A 15,237-nucleotide genomic window follows, 5' to 3' on the forward strand; every position below is an offset into this window, starting at 1 on the left:
CAGGATTCGGAAGGGTTACTTCGGAGCTTTGTATTCTATGGCAGACGCGAATTGCTGCAATGTGGTTTGGGGCACCTCACCAAGCAGGGTAATCCAGAAGTCACCCTGACGCTTGACCAGGACGTGCGTCGCGCCGCTATCGCCCGTGCCCTCTTTGCGCGTGTTGTTCTCGACCGGCTCGACGAAAACCGAAATCGCCGCGAGGCCGTCGGAAAACACGGCCTGGTCGACGGGGATCGGCGGCTGCCCTGCCTCGCGCGACGCCATCGGACGGCGCAACTGACGGATGATATGGAAGCCCCGCACCGACGGATTGATTTGCCAACCCTGCGCGGCCATGTCGACCGGCTCGACTGGCGGACGCACGACCGTCCAGCCCGTGAGATTGCGGATGCCGTTGACGATGCCCGCCTTGTCGACCGGCACGCCGATGCGGACCTGCGAAAACGACAGTTGCTCGAGCACCTGGCCGCTCGGGTCGAGCGTCTGCGCGCGCAGCAGCAGACCGGTCTTCTTGTCGGCCCACAGCTTGTACGCGAACCGGTAGGCGTCTTTCGGATCGAGTTCCATCACGAGACTGTCGACGCCCGCGACGCGGTCATCGCCCAGCATCTTCGGCTCGTAGACGGACAGAACCTGCTCGCCGTTCACGGACAGCAGCGCGGGGAACGAATCTTTGTTCTGCCGCTTTTCGAAGACCACGATACGCCGTTCCGGCAGGAACGTGTACATGTCGTCGTTGTGGCGGAGCATTTTGCGCGGCTTACCGTCGAGGCTTTCGAGCTGCTCGAATTCGCCGTCCGTATGCGTGGAGTAATGCGCGATACGCGACGTCTGCACGAAATTGCCGCGCTGATAGACGAAGGCGCCCTCGTAGTTCTGCTGCTGGGCGGCCTGATGAATGCGGTCGAGCAGTTCCGCGGCCGTGCGACGGGCAACGACCGGATCGTCTTGAGCGAAGACCCGCGGTGTAGCGGACAACAACACAACTGCACAGAACAGAAATGCTGGCAACCGCCCCCAGATAGTCGTTTTATTGAACCGCGGAGTCTGCATCAAACTATTGGCCCTGCGTGGAGACTGAGGCAGCGCGAATTACCGGCATCGAGCCTGCCATCGCCGGTTGCTGCGCGAATTGCTGATGAGCTTCGAGGTATTGATCGAGGCTCGCGTCGCGAATGATGTTGGAGTCTTGCGCGGGCACCGAGGCCATGGCGACACGCTGCACCGGGTCGCCGTGCGACTGGAGCGAAGCGAGCTGGGCACCTGACCCACCCGGCACGCCCTGCAGCTGCGGCACGACGATCCAGGTCAATGTAGCGGCCGCGGCAGCGACGGCAAAAGCCGGCACGACCCGCCGGCGCAGCCCGAGCAGGCGGCGGGTGACCGACGCGGACGCGGCGGCTGGCGCCAGCACATGCGGCTCGCTTTCGAGGCGCGCGGCAAAACCGCTCAGAAAGGCGCTGCTCCGCGCCGGGCTGACTGCCAGATCGTCGGAACGTAGCGCGTCGCCGATCAGGTGGTAGCTCGACCAGGCGGCGCGATCATCGCCGTCCAGTTCCGCAAGAAATTTGTCCAGATTCAGATGCTCTTCGCCGAACAATTCACCGTCGACGAAAGCGGACAGACGCTCGCCGCGCGAGCCCGCTTGCGATTGCATCGAGACCGACCCCATGATGCTCCCCATCTTCCAAATACCCCGTAGTGACACCACTAATCCAGATATTGCACCGCTGCCCCGCCAAGCCAGCTGGACGCTCAGAGACGTCTACCAGCGCTTGCCCTCGGGTGTGTCAAGCAACGGTCGCAATTTTGCCGCAATGGCTTCGCGAGCGCGGAAAATTCGTGATCTGACTGTGCCAATTGGGCAACCCATCATCTCAGCGATTTCCTCGTAGCTCAAACCCTCAATTTCTCGAAGAGTAATGGCGGTGCGCAATTCTTCCGGTAAAACCGCCATCGCAGCATTGACCGTCTCTGCGATCTGCTTGCTCATCAACATCGACTCAGGCGTGTTGATATCCCTTAGTTGGTCAGCGTCGGAGAAAGTTTCAGCTTCTTCAGCATCCGCTTCGGTCGAGGTCGGCGCGCGCCGGCCCTGGGTGGCAAGGTAGTTCTTCGCGGTATTGACCGCAATCCGGTACAACCACGTATAAAACGCCGACTCGCCGCGAAACTGCGGCAACGCGCGATAGGCCTTGATAAATGCGTCCTGCGCGACGTCTTCGACTTCGGCGGGGTCCCGCACGAGACGCGAGATCAGCCGGAGAATCTTGCGGTGGTATTTGGAGACCAGAAGCTCGAACGCGGCCTTGTCGCCCTTCTGGACGCGTTCGACCAGCACCTGATCAATTTCTTTTTCGCTCACCTGATAAGTCCGTTAACTATAGGGCGCATGGCGGGGGACCATTGTAGCGTCCCCCTCGTGAGGGCACGTTACTACGGTAACAGCGGTTACAGTCGTTACAGTCAGGCGCCGGCCGCACGCCGGCCCAGCACGGAAAGTTCGCGGAAAACAGTGGGCGGCAGCGCGTCGGCGGCGATTATCAGGGAGCGCGTACGGCCCGGCGGCACACGCATGAGGGCACGCCTCCGACCGCCCTCGGGCGCGAGCGCGAGCACCAGCAAACGGCTGCTCCACTGCGCGCAACCGACGATGCGACCTCGCGCGAGCAATTCACCTGCGCGGTTCCAGGCGGCAATCTCACCCATCGCGAAATGCAGCGCGGCGGGCTGCGCCGCGTCATGCCTCGCCGCGCACAGTGCAAGGACCGCTGCGACGGCGAGCGTCAACGCCGCGGCCGGCCACCCGCCCAACCGTGGTGCGAGGCAGGTATAAACGGCTAACGTCGCAATCAGCATGAACGCCCCCGCCGCGGCACGCATTCCGACAGAGCGACGCAACGCAATCCGCTGCGTCGTCGTGCTCAACGTTGCCGGTGCGGTGGAAAGCGCCGGCGAAGCCGGCGTCGTGAACTGATGCGGCACCCGTGACCAGGCGATCAGGCGCGCTTGATCACCAGCGTGCCGTTCGTGCCGCCGAACCCGAACGAGTTCTTCAGCGCGACGTCGATCTTCATGTCCCGCGCGGTGTTCGCGCAGTAATCCAGATCGCAGGCCGGGTCCTGGTTGAAGATGTTGATGGTCGGAGGCGAGACCTGGTGATGCACGGCGAGCACCGTGAACACCGACTCCAGACCGCCGGCGCCGCCCAGCAGGTGACCCGTCATCGACTTGGTCGAATTTACGACCATGTCCTTCGCGTGGTCGCCGAACGCCCGCTTGATGCCGGTCGTTTCCGCCAGATCGCCGAGCGGCGTGGATGTGCCGTGCGCGTTCAGGTAGTTCACCTGATCGCCGTTGATGCCCGCGTTCTTCAGCGCGGCGAGCATGCAACGACGTGCGCCGTCGCCGTCTTCGAGCGGCGCGGTCATGTGATACGCATCGCCGCTCATGCCGTAGCCGCCGATTTCCGCGTAGATCTTCGCGCCGCGCGCCTTTGCGTGCTCGTATTCTTCGAGCACCATCACGCCCGCGCCTTCGCCCAGCACGAAGCCGTCGCGGTCTTTGTCCCACGGACGGCTCGCGGTCGCCGGATCATCATTGCGTTGCGACAGCGCGCGCGCCGCCGCGAAGCCGCCGATACCGAGCGGCGATACGGTCGATTCCGCGCCGCCGGCGATCATCACGTCGGCGTCGCCGTATTCGATCAGGCGCGAAGCCTCGCCGATGCAGTGCAGACCGGTCGTGCACGCGGTGACGATCGACAGATTCGGACCCTTGATGCCGAACTTGATCGACAGGTGGCCGGAGATCATGTTGATGATCGAAGCCGGCACGAAGAACGGCGAAATGCGACGCGGGCCGCGATTGAGCAATTCGGTTTGGGTGATTTCGATCATCGGCAGACCGCCGATGCCCGAACCGACCACTACGCCGATGCGCTCCGAATTCTCGTCGGTGACTTCGAGCCCGCTGTCCTGCATCGCCTGGATGCCCGCGGCCACGCCGTAGTGGATGAACGTATCCATGTGGCGCGCTTCCTTGCCGGGGATGTAGTCCTCGATATTGAAGCCCTTCACCTCGCCGGCGAAACGAGTCGAGAAGTTCGACGCATCAAACTTCGTGATATTGGCAATCCCAGACTTGCCGGCGACCAGATTGGCCCAGCCATCGGCAACATTATTGCCAACAGGCGAAATCAGCCCCAGGCCTGTAACAACAACACGACGGCGGCTCACGGTAACCCCTTATTCATAGATGACAAAAAGCAAAAGCCACAGCGGCCACAGGAATTGCCCTGTGTGCCCTGTGGCTGTTTAAGTCGGCAATCGCGCGGAAAGTTGCGCTGTCAACATCGCTGGCTCCTGCGTGGCAAACGGCGCGGCGTATGGTGTGTCGATGGACACGCCCCATAGCGCCGACCCTGCGGGCGCCGGCAAGCGGCACGGCAGGGCGTCATGCGCGGCCCGTGCAGAAACGCAGGCGCGAATGACCTTAGGCCTTGACGTTCGCGCGAGCGTAGTCGATCGCTTGCTGAACGGTGGTGATCTTCTCGGCTTCTTCATCCGGAATTTCCATGCCGAATTCGTCTTCGAGGGCCATCACGAGCTCAACGGTGTCGAGCGAGTCGGCGCCGAGATCGTTCACGAACGACGCTTCGTTCTTGATTTCCGCTTCCGCAACGCCCAGTTGTTCCGCGACGATCTTCTTGACGCGCTGTTCGATATTGTCCATTACCCCTCCAAGGGAAAAGAAGTTCAAAAATACAGGTGCGCGCATTTTATCAGGTTTGACCCGGCAAAAAAGCGGCGCTTCGGGTTCCTGTCAACGCATGCGCCTCGTGCTTCTTGCAAACGCATCAAGGCGCGGATAGTAACTGAATTTGGTTACTGCATGTACATGCCGCCGTTCACGTGCAGCGTCGTGCCGGTGATGTAGCCCGCTTGCGGCGACGCGAGGAACGCGACCGCGTGCGCGATGTCTTCCGGGCTGCCGAGACGGCCGAGCGGAATCTGCGTTTTGAGCACGGTCTGCTGCTCTTCGGGCAGCGCCTTGGTCATGTCGGTATCGATGAAGCCAGGCGCCACGCAATTGACCGTGATTCCACGGCTGCCGATCTCGCGCGCGAGTGCACGCGTCATGCCCGCGACGCCCGCCTTCGCGGCCGCGTAGTTGATCTGGCCAGGGTTGCCGGCCGAGCCGACCACCGACGTGATGTTGATGATCCGGCCGCCCTTTGCTTTCATCATCGGGCGCAGCACCGCGCGCGACAGACGGAACACCGACTTCAGGTTGGTGTCGATCACCGCGTCCCAGTCGTCGTCCTTCATGCGCATCGCCAGTTGATCCTGCGTAATGCCGGCGTTGTTCACCAGCACGTTCAGCGCGCCGAATTCCTTGACCGTGCCGTCGATCAGCGCTTCGGCCGCCGCCGCGTCGTTGACGTCGAGCACCGCGCCGCGGCCGTTCACCCCGGCCGCTTTGAACGCCTCGGTGATCGCAGTCGCGCCGCTTTCGCTGGTCGCGGTGCCGATGACCGTCGCGCCCTGACGCGCGAGTTCCATCGCGATCGCACGGCCGATGCCGCGCGATGCGCCCGTCACGATTGCGATCTGCTTGTCGAGAGTCTTTTCCATCTGTCAGTCCGGATGCCCTTCAAATAGGGCTCATTGATTCTTGTTGATTCGTCTGTCGAGGGATGCTGCGCCAGCGCGGTCCTGCTTTGCCGATATCCGCTCGTGAAAGCGCGCTCAGCCTGCCGTCACGAGCTTCAGCGTTTCTTCCAGCGATGCCGGATCGAACACAGACGCGCCGACCAGATTGCCGTCGATGCGCTTGGTCAAACCCGCAAGGACCTTGCCCGGGCCGCATTCGATCACGTGCGTGACGCCCTGCGCGGCCATTGCCTGCACGCATTCGACCCAGCGCACGGCACCAGCCGCCTGACGCACCAGCGCGTCCTTGATTTTGGCCGGCTCGTTGACCACGGCGACGTCGACGTTGTTGATGACGGGAATCGACGGCACCTGCACGTCGATGCTCGCGAGGTATTCGCGCAATTGATCCGACGCTGGCTTCAGCAGCGACGAGTGGAACGGCGCCGACACCGGCAGCGGCAGCGCGCGCTTCGCACCCTTCGCCTTCGCGACTTCGCAGGCTTTCTCGACTGCGGCTTTGTGGCCCGCGATCACGACTTGCGCCGGCGCATTGAAATTGACCGCTTCGACGACGCCCGCCACCGACGCTTCCGCGCAGACCGCGCGCACCGTGTCGTCGTCCAGGCCGAGAATCGCGGCCATACCCCCTTCGCCCACCGGCACCGCGGTTTGCATCGCCTGCGCGCGAAAACGCACGAGCGGCACCGCGTCGCGAAACGCTAGCGCGCCGGCCGCGACGAGCGCCGTGTATTCGCCGAGGCTATGGCCGGCGACGATCGCCGGCGCCGGGCCGCCCGCCTGCTGCCACGCGCGATAGGTCGCGTAGGCCGCAGTCAGCATGACCGGCTGGGTGTTGGTGGTGAGATTGAGATCTTCGGCGGGGCCTTCGGCGATCAGCTTGCCGAGGTCCTGGTTGAGTGCGTCGGAGGCTTCCTGAACCGTCTCACGCACGACTGCGTGATCGGCGAATGCGTTGAGCATGCCGACCGCCTGCGAGCCCTGCCCAGGAAAAACGAACGCGAATTTCATATCGTCCCCAAAATCTGTTTAATCGGATGTGGCGGCCGGCCGCGGCTGCCAGATGGCGCGCGGTATTACTCCGGCCGCGCGGGCGCCGCCAGCGACGCCCTGCGCTACGCCGTCGCGCTCAGTAGCGAATGACCGAGGCGCCCCACGTGAAGCCGCCGCCGACGCCTTCGATCAGCACGTTCTGGCCACGCTTGATGCGGCCGTCGCGCACCGCGACATCGAGTGCAAGCGGAATGGACGCCGCCGACGTATTGCCGTGCTCGCCCACCGTGACGACCATGCGCTCCTGCGGCAGGCCGAGCTTGCGGCAGGTGCTTTGCATGATGCGGATATTGGCCTGATGCGGAATCAGCCAGTCGATCTGCTCGGGCTTCAGATCGGCTTTTTCCAATGCTTCGATTGCGACCTTCTCGAGCACGTTGACGGCGAGCTTGAACACCGCCTGACCGTCCATGTGCAGGAACGCGCTGCCGGCGACCACGCCGCCGTTGACGTTGCCCGGCGTGCACAGAATGTTCGAATGGCTGCCGTCCGCGTGCAGCGCGCTCGAGAGCACGCCAGGTTCGTCGGAGGCCTGCAGGATCACAGCGCCGGCGCCGTCACCGAACAGCACGCAGGTGGTGCGGTCGTTGAAATCGAGAATGCGCGAGAAGGTTTCCGCGCCGACCACGAGGGCCGTGCGATGCTGGCCAGTGCGAATCAGGCTGTCGACCGTCGCGACCGCGTAAGCGAAGCCAGAGCAGACCGCCTGCACGTCGAACGCGGCGCCCTGATTCTTGATGCCGAGCTTGTTCTGCAGCAGACAGGCGGTGCTCGGGAACACGAAGTCGGGTGTGGAGGTGGCGACGACGATCAGGTCGATGGACTGCGGATCGATGTCCGCCGCTTCGATCGCGCGCTGCGAGGCGATCAACGCTAGGTCGCTGGTCGTGACGTCCGGATCGGCGAAGTGACGCGCATGGATGCCCGTGCGCGCGACGATCCATTCGTCGCTCGTTTCGACACCTTGCCTGGCAAGACGCTCAGCCAGATCCTGATTGGTGACGCGGTTGGGCGGCAGACAGCTGCCGGTGCCCAGCACGCGGGAGTAGATTGTGGATTGAGCCATTATGCCTTCGAGGATTGCGCAGCGTAGGGCTCGGCCGGCTGGCCTGCGATCGGGCTTGCGTGACCCGCACCGCTTGCGTCGCGCGCCGCCTGTTCGAGAGAACCTGCGTTCTCTTCCATCGCTCGCGCAAGGCGCTCCAGCACGCCGTTTTTGACGGCATCATACCCGCGTTTGATAGCCCACTCAAACGCGTAGGCATCGGCGGAACCGTGGCTTTTGATCACGAGACCGCGCAAGCCGAGCAGCGCAGCGCCGTTGTATTGCCGATGGTCAACGCGTTTCTTGAAGCGCATCAATACCGGCAGCGCGAGCACCGCCATCACCTTGGTCAACCACGAACGGCCAAACTCTTCCTTGATGATGTTGGACAGCATCTGCGCGAGACCTTCCGACGTCTTCAGCGCGACATTGCCGACAAAGCCATCGCAGACGATTACGTCGACGGTGCCCTTGTAGATGTCGTCGCCTTCGACATTGCCATGAAAGTTCAGTGTACTCGCACGCAGCAGTTCGCCGGCGCGCTTGATGATGTCGTTGCCCTTGATGACTTCTTCGCCGATGTTGAGCAGGCCGATGGTGGGCCGTTCTTTTCCTTCGAGCGCGGACACGAGCGCGTGCCCCATCTCGGCGAACTGCAGCAGGTGCTGCGGCTCGCAGTCGACGTTGGCGCCCAGGTCCAGCATCATCGTATAGCCGGTGGGATTGGGCAGGGCGAACGCGATGGCCGGGCGTTCGATGCCCGACAGCGTTTTCAGCACATAACGCGAGACGGCCATCAGTGCGCCGGTGTTACCGGCGGAAATGCAGGCTTGCGCCTCGCCTTCCTTGACGCGATTCAGCGCCACGCGCATCGACGAATCTTTTTTCTTGCGCAGCGCGACCTCGACCGGATCGTCCATCGCGACGACCTCGGTAGCAGGCACGACGGTCAGCGCCGGCAGATCCTGAGCCTTGAGCTTCTTCAGCTGCGCACGAATCGCACTTTCAATGCCGACGAGCAGCAACTGCGCATCGGGATGCGAACGAACGAAGTTGACGGCAGCGGGAACGGTCACGGACGGGCCGTGGTCGCCTCCCATGCAATCTATCGTGAGCTTTACTGTCATGGAGTGCGACGAATTTCAGACACAAAAAAGCGGCAGTTGAATGCCGCCTTTTTGCCGAACCGGGAAAATGTCAAGCGAGCCGATCGCTACGCGAAACGCCACAGGGCGCATCGCAGTCGACGATTAGTCGTTCTTCGTCTTGACTACTTTCTTGCCGCGATAGTAGCCGTTCGGGCTAATGTGGTGACGCAGATGCACTTCGCCCGTGCTCGGCTCGACGGCCAGCGGCGCTGCCGTCAGGAAATCGTGCGAACGGTGCATGCCGCGCTTCGACGGCGACTTCTTGTTTTGTTGAACTGCCATGACTAAAACTCCAAAAAATTTTCCGAATTCTAACACAGCCCGATACGGACTTAACCACTGGCCGAATGGCCAATGCGCCAGCATCGCGCCCCCTGCAACTATTCAGTGCTTCTTGCCGCCCGGTTCGTCGCGTTTCAAACTCTCAAGCGCCGCGAACGGATTGGGCCGCTCGCTGGATTGATCCGGCTCGCCGACATCGCCAGCTTCGTGCTGCGCGGCTTCGTCACCCTCCCCTTCACTGCCGTCCGCGCCCGAAACAAGGCTCTCGTGCACTTCAGGACAGACCTCGTGTTTGGGCACGAGCGGCAAGGAAAGCAGCAACTCTTCTTCGATCAAGTCGATGAGATCGAACTGGCGCGAGCCCACGATCACCTCGACTTCATCCTCGTCGAGCGGAAACTCTTCGGCTTCCGCCTCCGTACTGACGATCCGGTAAGTTGCATCGACGTTGAACGACTGCGAATACGGCGTCAAGCACCGCTGGCATTCGAGCCACGCGGCACCATGAATCGCCAGCCGCAGATAAGGCTGGGGACCTTCGGTGCCGTCGTCCTGCAATTCCGGCTGCGTCGTCCCTTCGGCCTGCCATGTGAACGCGGTGTCGCGGTCTGGCGCTTCCGCCGGGACTTCGTTTAACATGCGCGGCAGTTGCGAGACGCGCACGACACCCGCGGCCTGACGCCCACTCCGCGCAAATTCGAACAGATCGAGTTCATGCGGGTCGGACAGACCTGCAGGTTTGCCAGGATGTTGAGTCATGTGCGCTCCTGCGTCGGCAAGCAAGTTGCCGGGGTGATTCGCGGAGGACGATCAGATCCGCCGCGAAGATAATCCGGTGTGCGAGGCAGCCAGTGGCCGTTGCGTTCAACCTCGCCGAGCTTTCTTCGACCTTCCGGCTGCCGAAAAATTGGCGAACGCGCAAGACCCTTCAAGCGTAAGCATACCGTGAAAAGCCCAAAATCATATCCGTTTTGTCTTTTCGAGTCAAACACTTAAGCCCGTACGCACACGAGCCTCGCGCGACCCCGTACGACCCGCCTCTTCCGTTGCCCGCAAACCATGTCAGATTCCCCCAAACGCCCGCCACGCCTGATTCTGGCGTCGAGTTCGCAGTATCGCCGCGAGTTGCTCGAACGCCTGCGCGTGCCGTTCGACATCATCGTACCCGCGATCGACGAAACCCCTCTCGCCGGCGAAACGCCCGAAACCACTGCGCTGCGCCTCGCCGAATCCAAAGCCCGCGCGGTCGCCCGAGGCCTCGCCACCACCGAACCCGCTCTCGTGATCGGCTCCGACCAGGTCGCCACCTACGACGGCCTGCAGATCGGCAAACCCGGCACGCATGACAGGGCGCTTGCGCAATTGCAGGCGATGCGTGGTCGCGAGGTGCTGTTCCATAGCGCACTATGTCTGTTCGACAGCGCGACGAACAGCGCGCAGACCGTCGACGTGATCACCCGCGTCCGCTTTCGCGACCTGCCGGACGCGGCGCTCGACGCCTATCTGCGCGCCGAAACACCCTACGACGTGGCCGGCAGCGCCAAATCCGAAGGACTCGGCATCGCGCTGCTGGAGGCGATCCATTCCGACGACCCGACCGCGCTCGTCGGCCTGCCGCTTATCGCGTTATCGCACATGCTGCTCGCGGCCAACTATCCGCTTCTGGGTGCATGATGACCGGTACGCTCTATCTGATTCCGAACACGCTCGGCGAAGGCGACGCAAGCGCACTGGAGCTGGTACTGCCCGCGCCCGTGCGCGCCCGTGCGGCGTCGCTTCACTATTACATTGGCGAAAACGCGAAAACCACGCGCGCGTTCCTGAAAAAAGTCGGCACCGAACGGCCGATTCAGGAGATCGAGATTCGCGAACTGAACGTCAATACGCCGGCTGGGGAAATCGACAAGCTGCTCGCGCCGCTGCTCTCGGGCACCGACGCTGGCCTCGTCTCCGAGGCTGGCTGCCCGGCAGTCGCGGACCCGGGCGCGCTACTTGTGCGACGCGCGCACGAGCGCGGCGTGAAGGTCGTGCCGCTGGTCGGGCCGAGTTCGATCCTGCTCGCGCTTATGGCGTCGGGGCTGAACGGCCAAAGCTTCGCGTTTCACGGATACCTGCCCGTCGACGCGGCCGAGCGCGCCAAACGTCTGCGCGATCTCGAGCAGCAGTCGCGCAAGAGCAAGCAAACGCAGATCTTCATCGAAACGCCGTACCGGAATCGCGCGTTGCTCGATACGTTGCTCACGACCTGCGCGCCGTCGACGCTCGTGTGCGTGGCCGCCGATCTGACGCTGCCGAGCGAAGTCATCGCAAGCCGGAGCGTTGCGGACTGGAAAAAGAAGCCGGAGATCGAACTCCATAAGCGGCCGGCGATTTTTCTGATTCTGGCGGCCTGAGCGCGGCCCCGGCCGGGCGGCGAACAGCAGGCCGCCCCGAAGCCTGCACGCAAGACAAAGCCCGCGCGATCGGCCAAGCCGACCCGCGGGCTTCTTTCCTTACTGCGGGTTCAACGCAGGTTCATTTTCGCGCCGAGCGCCATCGCCCGAACCGCGCCGGCGCCGACCGCGGCGCCGAATTTGCGCGCAACGCGATCCGTGATGCTCTCCTTTACCGTGTAATCGACGATATCCGGTGCCTTGAAGATCTCTCGCGCAACGTAATCCGCATTGCCCAAACCGTCCGCGAGGCCCAATTCGACGCTCTTCTGCCCCGTCCAAAACAGACCCGAGAACATGTCCGGTGTCTCATGCAGCCGCTTGCCGCGCCCCTGACGCACCGCGTCGATGAACTGCGCGTGGATCTGATCGAGCAAAACCTGCGCATGTTCGTCCATCTTCGGCGTCTCAGGCGAGAACGGATCAAAAAACCCTTTGTTCTCTCCCGAGGTGTGCAGCCGGCGCTGAATCCCCAGCTTGTCCATCAGACCAGTGAAACCGAAGCTGTCCATCAAAACGCCGATCGAACCGACGATGCTCGCCTTGTCGACATAAATCTTCTCCGCGGCCGCGGCCGCGTAGTAACCGCCGGACGCGCACATATCCCCAACTACGACATACAGCGGAATAGACGGATATTTCCCGCGCAAACGCCGAACTTCGCTGTTGATAATGCCCGCCTGGACCGGACTGCCGCCCGGGCTATTGCAATAGAGAATCACCCCCGCGGTATTGGAATCTTCGAATGCGGAATCGAGGGCAGTGTTGATATCTTCTGCGTTCGCGTTCGTATCCGTCGAGATCTCACCGTCAAGCGACACCATCGCCGTATGCCGGCCGGTAGTGGCGACCCGCTCGCCCGAAAAACTCAGCACACCCCACACTACCAGTGCGAGGACTCCGAGGAACAGGAAGCGGAAAAAAATCCGCCAGCGCCGCGCGGCGCGTTGCTCATTGATCGCGGCGAGCGCGATGCGCTCGAGAGCGGCACGCTCCCAGCCGGGCCGGTCGGCGGGCGCACCCGAGCGGTCTCCTGAGGCAGGGTCCTTTCCGGGGGTCAAATTGTCGGACATGCGGACAGTGGATAAATTGGAGAGGAAATCAGCGCGTGACGGGCAGCAATTCGTCGTCAGGCAACCAGAATACCGCACGGCCCTCAGGCGTATCGCGTTCCTCGACCTGCAGGGCACGCAATCTGCCTCCACGACATGGACCACCGACGCATTTGCCGGTATCCGGCACGTAAATCGCGCCATGTGTCGCGCACATCAAGTATAAGCCGGACGATTCGAAGAACTGCCCTTCCTGCCAGTCGAGTTCCATCGGCACGTGAGCGCAGCGGTTCAGATAGCCGTAGGCGCGGCCATCATAGCGGACGAAAAACACCACGGCATCCTGCCCGCCGAGCCGCGCGTCGCGCCGGATGCCCTCGCCCCCGTCGATCAGCTCCTCGGCCGCGCAAATGCGCACCGCCTGCGCAGCCGCGGCCGTCGCAGCATTCACGCCGCCGGCGCTCATGCGTTCTCCCGCAGCCAGCTGGACAAATCGCTGATGCTCGAAGCAACGAACTTCGGCGACATCGCATTCAGCGAATTCGCCGGATGCGCGCCGTAAGTCACGCCGATGCCCGCCACGCCGGCGTTGAGCGCCATCTGCAAGTCGTGCGTCGTATCGCCGATCATGACCGTGCGCGCCGTATCCTGCCCCAACTCACGGGTAAGCTCGTGCAGCATTGCCGGATGGGGCTTCGAGAAGGTTTCGTCGGCGCAACGCGTGCCGTCGAACAGGCTCGTCAGACGTGCCTGATCGAGCGCGCGATTGAGCCCGACGCGACTCTTGCCGGTCGCGACCGCGAGCAGATAGCCGACATCGCGCAACTCCTGGAGCATCTCGCGCACGCCGGGGAATAGCTCGGTGGTCTGATCCTTTACCAGAAAATGAAAGCGGTAACGCTCAGAAAGCCGCGAATAGTCGGCCGGATCGAGCGTCGGCGCGGCGATCTGCAGTGCGTCGCGCAGGCCCAGGCCGATCACATAGCTCGCGGCTTCGTCGGCGGGTACCGGCAGGCCGAGATCGCGACACGCTGCCTGGATGCTGCGCGTGATATGCGCGGTCGAATCCATCAGCGTGCCATCCCAGTCAAACACGATCAGGTCAAATTGCTCTCTAGCCATGCAAGGTCGTCTCCGGGTTGGACCCAGTGCGTAGTTCGTTGAGTTGTTCTATAAAGCCGCGGCAGTCGGCCGGCAGCGGCGCCTCGATTTGCAACGGCGCGCCGGTGGCCGGATGCGTGAGCTTGAGCCGGTAAGCGTGCAGAAACATACGCTTGATCCCGGGCTTCGCGTTCGCGCGGGAAAGAGCCTTGTTAAGCGCGAAATCACCGTATTTGGCGTCGCCGACGATCGGTAGTGCCAGATGCTGCAAATGCACGCGAATCTGGTGCGTGCGCCCCGTCTTTAGTTCTGCCTCCAACAGCGCGTATTCCGGCCAGCGGTCGACCAGATTGAAGATCGTGTGCGACGCGAGCCCATCGGCCTGCACGCGCACGCGGCGCTCGCCGTCGGCGGTCAGGTACTTGTGCAGCGGCTCCTTCACCGCTCGACGGCGCCCCCAGTCGCTTGCCCATTCGCCGTGCACGCAAGCGTAGTAGCGCTTGTCCATCCGGTTGTCGCGGATCTGCTCGTGCAGATTGACGAGCGCCGCGCGCTTCTTCGCAAGCATCAGGATGCCCGAGGTCTCGCGATCCAGCCGGTGCACGAGTTCGAGAAACTTCGCCTGGGGCCGGGCCTCGCGCATCTGCTCGATCACGCCGAACGCAACTCCGCTGCCGCCGTGGACCGCGACGCCGGCTGGCTTATCGATCACCAGCAAATGCTCGTCTTCGAACAGAATGCGAAAGCCCGCCGCGGGCACGGGCACCTGGGCTACGGCCTGATTCGGCTGGGCGATGCGGATCGGCGGCACACGCACCAGATCGCCCAGTTCGAGCCGGTATTGCGCATCGATCCGGCCCTTGTTGACGCGCACTTCGCCGCTACGCAGGATGCGGTAAATATGGCTTTTCGGCACGCCCTTGCAGACGCGCAGCAGGAAATTATCGATGCGCTGACCAGCCGATCGGTCGTCGATTTCGATCAGCGAAACCTGGTCGCCTGAAACCGAGCCTTCGACCGCGCCTGCAACCGATCTCTGGGATGTTTTGCCTAACTCTTTCATTCTGAATATAATTTGCCCAGCAGTCCGCGACGGCCGGCGCAGTGTCCGCACAGCGTACGGAATGCGAGTGGATTGCGGCGAGCGCAAGCGATAAACCGTTATTTTACTTGCGCCGGGGTCTGGTTGCTCGCCCTGAAAATGAGATGCAACAAGTTGCACGCACGAAGTCAGCCCCCGGCAGGGACGGCGCCCGCAGGCGCGTTCGGCCAAGGTCGGCTTCGACGGTAACGGAATTTTGGTAAAAAAGAATTTAGCTTCCAGCTTCGTGATCCGGGTGGTATGACGCCCTGCTGGACGAAGCTGCAAGTCGCGAAAATACGGCGTGCGCCCGAGGCGTCTTGTAGAAAGTACAAGACATGGCGACGTCAAAAGAAAGGCGAGAC

Annotated in this window: 18 protein-coding genes; 2 read left to right on the top strand and 16 right to left on the bottom strand. The window is 62.7% G+C overall.

Features of this window, described 5'->3' with window-relative positions; genetic code table 11:
• Positions 1-15 precede the first annotated feature (15 nt).
• From VSR82_RS04480 to VSR82_RS04535, 12 genes are all read right to left on the bottom strand, one after another.
• Positions 16-1,056, bottom strand: coding sequence for a MucB/RseB C-terminal domain-containing protein (locus VSR82_RS04480; protein ID WP_498857503.1), 1,041 nt, complete (start codon positions 1,054-1,056; stop codon positions 16-18).
• Positions 1,057-1,060: 4 nt separating this feature from the next.
• A complete protein-coding gene (locus tag VSR82_RS04485) occupies positions 1,061-1,675 on the bottom strand; it encodes a sigma-E factor negative regulatory protein (RefSeq protein ID WP_429458466.1) in 615 nt (204 codons plus the stop codon).
• A gap of 93 nt (positions 1,676-1,768) precedes the next feature.
• Positions 1,769-2,368, bottom strand: a complete 600-nt coding sequence (gene rpoE, locus VSR82_RS04490; protein WP_006051939.1) for an RNA polymerase sigma factor RpoE — start codon at positions 2,366-2,368, stop codon at positions 1,769-1,771.
• A 101-nt stretch (positions 2,369-2,469) separates the two neighbouring features.
• Positions 2,470-2,862 carry a hypothetical protein gene (locus tag VSR82_RS04495; protein ID WP_429458464.1) on the bottom strand — a complete coding sequence of 131 codons (393 nt, stop codon included), beginning with the start codon at positions 2,860-2,862 and terminating at the stop codon, positions 2,470-2,472.
• 140 nt (positions 2,863-3,002) lie between these two features.
• The gene (fabF, locus tag VSR82_RS04500) at positions 3,003-4,241 is read right to left on the bottom strand and encodes a beta-ketoacyl-ACP synthase II (RefSeq protein WP_429458462.1); all 1,239 of its coding nucleotides are present in this window, start codon (positions 4,239-4,241) and stop codon (positions 3,003-3,005) included.
• Between the two features lie 256 nt (positions 4,242-4,497).
• Positions 4,498-4,737, bottom strand: a complete 240-nt coding sequence (gene acpP / locus VSR82_RS04505; RefSeq protein WP_004197638.1) for an acyl carrier protein — start codon at positions 4,735-4,737, stop codon at positions 4,498-4,500.
• A gap of 152 nt (positions 4,738-4,889) precedes the next feature.
• Complete coding sequence (gene fabG, locus VSR82_RS04510) at positions 4,890-5,639, bottom strand: 3-oxoacyl-ACP reductase FabG (RefSeq protein WP_368585205.1); 750 nt, start codon at positions 5,637-5,639, stop codon at positions 4,890-4,892.
• A gap of 114 nt (positions 5,640-5,753) precedes the next feature.
• Positions 5,754-6,689, bottom strand: a complete 936-nt coding sequence (gene fabD, locus VSR82_RS04515; RefSeq protein WP_429458460.1) for an ACP S-malonyltransferase — start codon at positions 6,687-6,689, stop codon at positions 5,754-5,756.
• A 118-nt stretch (positions 6,690-6,807) separates the two neighbouring features.
• Positions 6,808-7,797, bottom strand: coding sequence for a beta-ketoacyl-ACP synthase III (locus tag VSR82_RS04520; RefSeq protein ID WP_368585203.1), 990 nt, complete (start codon positions 7,795-7,797; stop codon positions 6,808-6,810).
• Entirely contained in the window at positions 7,797-8,903 is a 1,107-nt protein-coding gene (gene plsX / locus VSR82_RS04525; RefSeq protein WP_013090058.1) for a phosphate acyltransferase PlsX, read from the bottom strand. Before plsX ends, VSR82_RS04520 begins: the two co-directional genes overlap by 1 nt.
• 123 nt (positions 8,904-9,026) lie before the next feature.
• Positions 9,027-9,206, bottom strand: a complete 180-nt coding sequence (rpmF, locus tag VSR82_RS04530) for a 50S ribosomal protein L32 (RefSeq protein ID WP_006401275.1) — start codon at positions 9,204-9,206, stop codon at positions 9,027-9,029.
• A gap of 102 nt (positions 9,207-9,308) precedes the next feature.
• Positions 9,309-9,965 carry a DUF177 domain-containing protein gene (locus tag VSR82_RS04535; protein ID WP_429458456.1) on the bottom strand — a complete coding sequence of 219 codons (657 nt, stop codon included), beginning with the start codon at positions 9,963-9,965 and terminating at the stop codon, positions 9,309-9,311.
• A 300-nt stretch (positions 9,966-10,265) separates the two neighbouring features.
• Here VSR82_RS04535 and VSR82_RS04540 point away from each other — a divergent pair, with 300 nt between their 5' ends.
• Positions 10,266-10,880: a Maf-like protein gene (locus tag VSR82_RS04540; protein ID WP_368585201.1), complete on the top strand. Its 615-nt coding sequence runs from the start codon at positions 10,266-10,268 to the stop codon at positions 10,878-10,880.
• The gene (locus tag VSR82_RS04545; RefSeq protein ID WP_429458452.1) at positions 10,880-11,599 is read left to right on the top strand and encodes an SAM-dependent methyltransferase; all 720 of its coding nucleotides are present in this window, start codon (positions 10,880-10,882) and stop codon (positions 11,597-11,599) included. The genes VSR82_RS04540 and VSR82_RS04545 overlap by 1 nt, the downstream gene beginning before the upstream one ends.
• Before the next feature lie 110 nt (positions 11,600-11,709).
• On the opposite strand, the gene VSR82_RS04550 is transcribed toward VSR82_RS04545, so the two are convergent.
• From VSR82_RS04550 to VSR82_RS04565, 4 genes are read right to left on the bottom strand one after another with little or no spacing between them, the layout of a single operon-like run.
• Positions 11,710-12,711: a S49 family peptidase gene (locus tag VSR82_RS04550; protein WP_410849570.1), complete on the bottom strand. Its 1,002-nt coding sequence runs from the start codon at positions 12,709-12,711 to the stop codon at positions 11,710-11,712.
• Between the two features lie 28 nt (positions 12,712-12,739).
• Positions 12,740-13,156 carry a Rieske (2Fe-2S) protein gene (locus tag VSR82_RS04555; protein WP_498857504.1) on the bottom strand — a complete coding sequence of 139 codons (417 nt, stop codon included), beginning with the start codon at positions 13,154-13,156 and terminating at the stop codon, positions 12,740-12,742.
• Positions 13,153-13,812, bottom strand: a complete 660-nt coding sequence (locus VSR82_RS04560; protein ID WP_176105449.1) for an HAD-IA family hydrolase — start codon at positions 13,810-13,812, stop codon at positions 13,153-13,155. The genes VSR82_RS04555 and VSR82_RS04560 overlap by 4 nt, the downstream gene beginning before the upstream one ends.
• Positions 13,805-14,854, bottom strand: coding sequence for an RluA family pseudouridine synthase (locus VSR82_RS04565; protein WP_429458448.1), 1,050 nt, complete (start codon positions 14,852-14,854; stop codon positions 13,805-13,807). The genes VSR82_RS04560 and VSR82_RS04565 overlap by 8 nt, the downstream gene beginning before the upstream one ends.
• Positions 14,855-15,237 lie beyond the last annotated feature (383 nt).

The organism is Burkholderia sp. JPY481, from assembly GCF_038900515.1.
GTDB lineage: Bacteria > Pseudomonadota > Gammaproteobacteria > Burkholderiales > Burkholderiaceae > Paraburkholderia > Paraburkholderia youngii.

Excerpts from the sequence above, each read along its gene's own strand:
- VSR82_RS04555 (WP_498857504.1), bottom strand. The coding sequence starts at position 13,156 with ATGAGCGCCGGCGGCGTGAATGCTGCGACGGCCGCGGCTGCGCAGGCG.
- VSR82_RS04550 (WP_410849570.1), bottom strand. The coding sequence starts at position 12,711 with ATGTCCGACAATTTGACCCCCGGAAAGGACCCTGCCTCAGGAGACCGC.
- VSR82_RS04485 (WP_429458466.1), bottom strand. The coding sequence starts at position 1,675 with ATGGGGTCGGTCTCGATGCAATCGCAAGCGGGCTCGCGCGGCGAGCGT.
- VSR82_RS04520 (WP_368585203.1), bottom strand. The coding sequence starts at position 7,797 with ATGGCTCAATCCACAATCTACTCCCGCGTGCTGGGCACCGGCAGCTGT.
- VSR82_RS04480 (WP_498857503.1), bottom strand. The coding sequence starts at position 1,056 with ATGCAGACTCCGCGGTTCAATAAAACGACTATCTGGGGGCGGTTGCCA.
- rpmF (WP_006401275.1), bottom strand. The coding sequence starts at position 9,206 with ATGGCAGTTCAACAAAACAAGAAGTCGCCGTCGAAGCGCGGCATGCAC.
- VSR82_RS04540 (WP_368585201.1), top strand. The coding sequence starts at position 10,266 with ATGTCAGATTCCCCCAAACGCCCGCCACGCCTGATTCTGGCGTCGAGT.
- VSR82_RS04545 (WP_429458452.1), top strand. The coding sequence starts at position 10,880 with ATGACCGGTACGCTCTATCTGATTCCGAACACGCTCGGCGAAGGCGAC.
- plsX (WP_013090058.1), bottom strand. The coding sequence starts at position 8,903 with ATGACAGTAAAGCTCACGATAGATTGCATGGGAGGCGACCACGGCCCG.
- VSR82_RS04495 (WP_429458464.1), bottom strand. The coding sequence starts at position 2,862 with ATGCTGATTGCGACGTTAGCCGTTTATACCTGCCTCGCACCACGGTTG.
- fabD (WP_429458460.1), bottom strand. The coding sequence starts at position 6,689 with ATGAAATTCGCGTTCGTTTTTCCTGGGCAGGGCTCGCAGGCGGTCGGC.
- VSR82_RS04535 (WP_429458456.1), bottom strand. The coding sequence starts at position 9,965 with ATGACTCAACATCCTGGCAAACCTGCAGGTCTGTCCGACCCGCATGAA.
- acpP (WP_004197638.1), bottom strand. The coding sequence starts at position 4,737 with ATGGACAATATCGAACAGCGCGTCAAGAAGATCGTCGCGGAACAACTG.
- VSR82_RS04565 (WP_429458448.1), bottom strand. The coding sequence starts at position 14,854 with ATGAAAGAGTTAGGCAAAACATCCCAGAGATCGGTTGCAGGCGCGGTC.
- fabG (WP_368585205.1), bottom strand. The coding sequence starts at position 5,639 with ATGGAAAAGACTCTCGACAAGCAGATCGCAATCGTGACGGGCGCATCG.
- VSR82_RS04560 (WP_176105449.1), bottom strand. The coding sequence starts at position 13,812 with ATGGCTAGAGAGCAATTTGACCTGATCGTGTTTGACTGGGATGGCACG.